Source organism: Streptomyces virginiae (genome assembly GCF_000720455.1).
GTDB classification, from domain to species: domain Bacteria; phylum Actinomycetota; class Actinomycetes; order Streptomycetales; family Streptomycetaceae; genus Streptomyces; species Streptomyces virginiae.
In genome coordinates this window covers 1-5,012 of record NZ_JOAK01000069.1, presented here as the reverse complement: position 1 = coordinate 5,012, position 5,012 = coordinate 1, and the positions used below count along the sequence as shown (strand labels likewise).

The following is a 5,012-nucleotide window of genomic DNA, read 5'->3' as shown; positions in this document are numbered from 1 at the left end:
TCCCCCCCCCCCCGCCCCGCCCCCCCCCACCCGCCCCGCCCCGGCCTGGCGGGTGTCGGCCGGGCGGCGCCGGGTAGGTGCCCGGTGCGGGGTGCGGTTCTGGCCCTCATGGCCGCGACGGGGACCGCATCCCGCCCGGCCCCTCCCGGCCCGGCCCCTCCCGGCCCGGCCCCCTCCCGGCGCGGGGCCCGGGTGCTCAGCGCAGCGTGGGGATCACATCACGCGTCTCGTCGACCTCCAGGGCCGCGATACGCCGGCCGACCGGTTCCGGGGGCGTCTCGTCCGCACACACGGTGCCCCGCGCGGGCAGCGCCAGCGTGGCCAGGTAGCCGGTGGCCAGAGCACTGACACAGGCACTGCGGTTGTAGGCGGTGTGCCCCTCGGCGGCGAAGGTCAGCAGCCGGCCGTTCTCCAGCGTCCCGGCCAGGGCCACGGCGTCCCGGTAGGGGGTGTCGGGGTCCCCGGTCGTACCGAGGACCAGGATCGGGGCGGACCCGGCGGCCCGGTAGGAGCCCTCGAACCGGCTCGGCCGGTCCGCCTGCCACTGCACGCAGGCCGGCGCGTGGTTGTGGTCGTAGGTGGGCGGCCCCAGACCGATCGCGGGTCCCAGCAGCGGAGCCGACGCGGCGTGCGCGCCGACCAGCACGCCCAGCAGCGGACGGCCGGCCGGATACACGCGGTCGGTGCACTCCACGGCCGTGTTCACGTTCAGGAAGTCGAACGACGCCGGCGACGGCGGGGACAGCAGGAACGACGCCTGCCGGTCCTGCGCCGCCCGCAGCGCCTCACCCAGGTAGGGCCAGATCTCCTTGCCCGCGTTGATGTTGAACATCAGGCGGTAGGCGAGGGTGTAGCCGGTGGCCGGGCGGCCGCTCGCGGTGACGACCGGGTCGGCGTCCAGCGCCCGCTTGAGCTCCTCGAAGGCCTGCCGCGGCCGGCCCTCGCCGAACCCGCAGAGGGCGGCGTTGTCCGCGCACCAGTCCAGGAACCGGCCGACCGCCGCGTCCAGGGCGGTGAACTGCTCGCCGTCGTAGGCGTAGGGCACGTCCGCGTACAGGCGCGGGTCGTAGGCCCCGTCCAGGACCATCGCGCGCACCCGCCGCGGGAACTGCGCGGCGTAGACGGTGCCGACGTAGCTGCCGAACGAACGGCCGTAGAAGGAGAGCGTCTCCTCGCCCAGGGCCCGGCGCAGCAGGTCGATGTCCTTGGCGTTCGAGCCGGTACCGACGAACGGCACGAGGTCACCGGAGCGTTGCCGGCAGGCGGCCGCGAAGTCGGCGCCCTGCCGCACCGCACGGTGCAGGGCCCCCGGGCCGGGCACGCCGCGCGCGGCGTCGACGGCGGCCGCGTACTCCTTGTCGTCCCAGCACTCCACCTGACCGCTGCGGGCCACACCGCGCATGTCGTACCCGACGACGTCGAAGGAGTCACGCAGGACGGCGGGCAGGGCGGCGTGGCTGTTACGGGCGAAGTCCACACCCGAGTTGCCCGGTCCGCCGGGGTGCAGCAGCAGGACACCGCTGCGGCGGGCGGGGTCGGCGGCGAGCCGCCGGGTGACGGCGAGGGCGATCGTGGGCCCGGCCGGCCGGCGGTAGTCCAGCGGTACGCGGGCGGTCGCGCACTCGAAGCCGTCCTGCGCGCCGCCGCAGGGGCCCCAGGACAGCACGGGCACCGGCGGGCCGTCCGGCGGCGCCGCCGTGGCCGGGCCGGGCGCGGCCCCCAGCAGCGCGGTGACCGCGATCAGGACGAGGGCCATCGCCCACACCACGCGCCCGCGCGGGGCATCGGCGGAACGGATCTGCATGCTGCGAACCTCCGTGATGGGCGTCGCGAACGGCCGCCAACGTAGCCGCCCGCCCCTGCCCCCGTCGTCCCACCAGGAGTTGATTCCCCCTTACACCCAGGAGGTGACACCCGTCCGGCACGGACCGGGCCGTGAGGCCCTCGGGCCGTGGCGCAGACGACGGACGGCAGCGGCTCCGCGGGCGGCCTCGCCGGGGCCCCGTCCGCTCCCTGACAGCGACCTGCCCGCGCCGGGCGCGCCCTCGCCCCCTCGACCGGGGTCCCGCAGGCGTCCGAAGCGCTGCCAGGCCTGCTACCGCACCCGCCGGACTCGGCGGACCGGACACGGGCGGTCACCCGGCAGAGCGAACCGGCCCGGCCCGGGCGGGAACGACCGCCGCCCTGCAACACATCGCGCACGCGCTCGACGCGCTCGGCGACGGACCCCGGATCCAGACCGGCGTCCACGACGCGCCCACCCCGACCGGACGCCCACCCCGACCGGACGGACACCCCGCCGGCGCGGCGGGGCCGGCACGCACGCTTGCCGCGCCGTCGTCGGTCACCGACGCTCCGCGTCGATTCCCTCCACCGCCCTGCGACCGCACGTACCCGCCCTCGCCGGCCCGCGTCCTCCGGGCGGCCGACGCCACTTGACGACACTCCCTGGGCCGGCTCCGCAAGGCCGCGCCTGCCCGGCCGCCCCCGGCACGCACCCCCGCCCCGCTGTCGCCCGTCTCCGGTACTCCGCAGCGCCTGCCGCGTCCGCCCTGCGACCGCTCTCGGCCGCGGGCAGCGCGCCCGGGACCCGGACCCAGGCCGAACCGCCGGGGCGCGGCGCAGATCCAGGCCCGCCCCCGCCCACCCCGGGGCGGGGGCGGCGCGGGGGCCCTGCGGGATACTGGCGCGATGCAGCACACGCCGCCCGCCGAGCCGCCTCCCGGGCGAGCCGTGCCCGACAGGCCCGCCGTGCCCGTCGGGCCGATAACGGCCGATGCGCCCCACCACCCGGGTGTGGACCGGCCCCTGCTCACGCAGTCCTGGCTCGACCTGACCTTCCTGCACTGGGCCGCCGACCCCGCCGACGTCGCCCCGCTGCTGCCGGCCGGCACCACCCCGGACACCCTGGACGGCGTCACCTACGTCGGCCTCGTCGCGTTCCGCATGCACCGCGTCGGCTGGCTCCGCCTCCCCGGCATCCCCTACCTGGGCTCCTTCCCCGAGACCAACGTCCGCCTCTACTCGGTCGACGACCAAGGCCGCCGCGGCGTGGTCTTCCGCTCCCTCGACGCCTCCCGCCTGATCCCCGTCCTCGCCGCCCGGACCGCGTTCCGCCTCCCGTACCAGTGGTCGCGGATGTCCGTCCGCCGCGACGGCCCCACCCTCACCTACACCAGCAGCCGGCGCTGGCCCGGACCGCGCGGCGCGCACAGCACCATCACCGTACGGACCGGCGCACCCGTCGAGGAGCCGACCGCCCTCGAACACTTCCTGACCGCCCGCTGGGGCCTGCACAGCGACTTCTGCGGCCGGCTGCTGTACCTGCCCAACAGCCACCCGCGCTGGCCGCTGCACCGCGCCGAACTCCTGCACTGCGACGAGGACCTGGTGGCCGCGGCCGGCCTGCCCGCGCCCGCCGGCCCCCCGGCCAGCGTGCTGTACTCCCCTGGAGTCCCGGTACGGTTCACCCGCCCCACCGGCTGACCCGACCCGGCCGTCCGCCCGTTTGACCAGGCGCGGGGCATTGACAGAGCCTGCGGGCGCGTGCGACAAAGTCCCCACGTCCGAGGCCGCGCGATGTCCGTTTCTCCGCGGCCCGGCGCCGCCGCAACCGCGAGACGCCGTCCCGGGACGACAGCCCGCGTGGTCCACCCCGCCGCGATCAGCCTCGCGTCGCGTCGGTGCGACCGACCGCGACCGACAGCGACCGACCCACCTGAAACACGACGATCGGACCCCGACTTGACCCTCATGCCCGGATCACGCGTGCCCGGCCGGACCTGGACGGTCCGGCTCACCGGCCACGCCGATCACAGTGCCTCCGTCACCTGCAGCACCGAAGCCTGCCGCATGCCGCCCCGTTCGAAGGACACCGCGGCCCTGAAGCGGTTCGCCGCCGAGCACGTCAGGGCCCACGCGCGGCTGGCCACCGTCCGCCCCGACACCGCGTGCGCCTGCCGGGCCGCGCAGTGCGCGCTCCACGAGACCCGCACCCAGTGCACCGGCTCCACCCTCCTGGTCCTGGTCCACAACCCGGCCGTGGGACAGGTCTGGACGCTCACCGAGATCTGCCAGTCCTGCGCACCGCTCATCCCGCACACCGCCATCCTCGGCCGCTCCCAGCCCCAGGCCCAGGCCCGCCGGGCCCCGGTCACCGCCACGGTCCCCGCGCCGGCCACCGCACCGGCGGCGGCCCCGCTGCCCGTCGCGGGCGGGTTCTCCTCACCGCAGGCCGCCCCGGAGGCCCCGGCCGCCCGGCGCCGTCCGCACCGCACCGCCCGTCCCCGCCGGGCCTCCTGACCGCACGGAGGGGAAAGAGGCGCCGCCGCCGGCCGCCGGCCGCCGCGCCGGGCCTCACACCCAGGTGTAGTTGGCGTCGGTGACGGCGTCCAGGGCGGCGTCGGCCGTGGCCGCGCGGGGATCGGGCAGCGCGGCGAGGGCGGCACCGATGGGCGGGAAGACCGGCAGCCCGGCGGTCTCGCGGTAGTCGATCCACTCGATCACGCCGACCTCGTGGCTGCCGTCGGGCTGTTCGTCCCATTCCTCCCCGGCGAGGGTGTCGCGCAGCTCGGGGGTGATGTGCAGGCGGTGGATCAGATGGAGCTTGCGCGGCGGCGGCGTGGGACCGGGGCGGGTGACGCGCTGGTCGATCACCCACAGCAGGTCGCCGCCCTCGGCGAGGCCGATGTCCAGGCCGAGTTCCTCGGCGAGCTCCCGGCGCAGCGCGCAGGTGAGGTCCTCGCCGTCCTCCACGTTCCCGCCGGGCGGACTGTAATGGACCGACCCGGCCCGGTCGCGGCGGATGAGCGCGACCTCGTCACCGCAGAACACCAGCGCCGCGGTACGGATCTTGATACGGGAGAACGGGACCGCCTGCGCCGGGGGAGTCGAAGTCACCCCACCAGTATCACCGCCCGCCCCCCGCAGTCCTGCGCAGAGCGGCGCCCAGGCCCCACCCGCCCCGGCTCACCAGCCCCTGCCCCGCCCGTCCGGGCCGGCCCCGGCCGGCC

General features: G+C 76.8%; 4 protein-coding genes. 2 read left to right on the top strand and 2 right to left on the bottom strand.

Annotated elements, in window-relative coordinates; all coding sequences use genetic code 11:
- Positions 1 to 196: 196 nt before the first annotated feature.
- Positions 197 to 1,804: an alpha/beta hydrolase gene (locus IG86_RS0137800; protein WP_234316371.1), complete on the bottom strand. Its 1,608-nt coding sequence runs from the start codon at positions 1,802 to 1,804 to the stop codon at positions 197 to 199.
- An 887-nt stretch (positions 1,805 to 2,691) separates the two neighbouring features.
- On the opposite strand from IG86_RS0137800, the gene IG86_RS0137795 reads away from it, so the two are divergent.
- Together IG86_RS0137795 and IG86_RS0137790 are read left to right on the top strand one after the other, a co-directional pair.
- Positions 2,692 to 3,486, top strand: a complete 795-nt coding sequence (locus tag IG86_RS0137795; protein ID WP_107056332.1) for a YqjF family protein — start codon at positions 2,692 to 2,694, stop codon at positions 3,484 to 3,486.
- A gap of 267 nt (positions 3,487 to 3,753) precedes the next feature.
- Positions 3,754 to 4,302 (top strand): hypothetical protein, encoded by a 549-nt coding sequence (locus tag IG86_RS0137790; RefSeq protein WP_030903041.1) that lies wholly within the window; start codon positions 3,754 to 3,756, stop codon positions 4,300 to 4,302.
- Positions 4,303 to 4,356: 54 nt separating this feature from the next.
- Here the strand turns inward: IG86_RS0137790 and IG86_RS0137785 are convergent, their stop codons facing one another.
- Positions 4,357 to 4,899 carry an NUDIX domain-containing protein gene (locus tag IG86_RS0137785; protein WP_030834176.1) on the bottom strand — a complete coding sequence of 181 codons (543 nt, stop codon included), beginning with the start codon at positions 4,897 to 4,899 and terminating at the stop codon, positions 4,357 to 4,359.
- Between the last annotated feature and the right edge of the window lie 113 nt (positions 4,900 to 5,012).

Bases quoted from the DNA above. Each gene is read 5' to 3' on its own strand.
- IG86_RS0137790 (WP_030903041.1), top strand. From the start codon at position 3,754: ATGCCCGGATCACGCGTGCCCGGCCGGACCTGGACGGTCCGGCTCACC.
- IG86_RS0137800 (WP_234316371.1), bottom strand. From the start codon at position 1,804: ATGCAGATCCGTTCCGCCGATGCCCCGCGCGGGCGCGTGGTGTGGGCG.
- IG86_RS0137795 (WP_107056332.1), top strand. From the start codon at position 2,692: ATGCAGCACACGCCGCCCGCCGAGCCGCCTCCCGGGCGAGCCGTGCCC.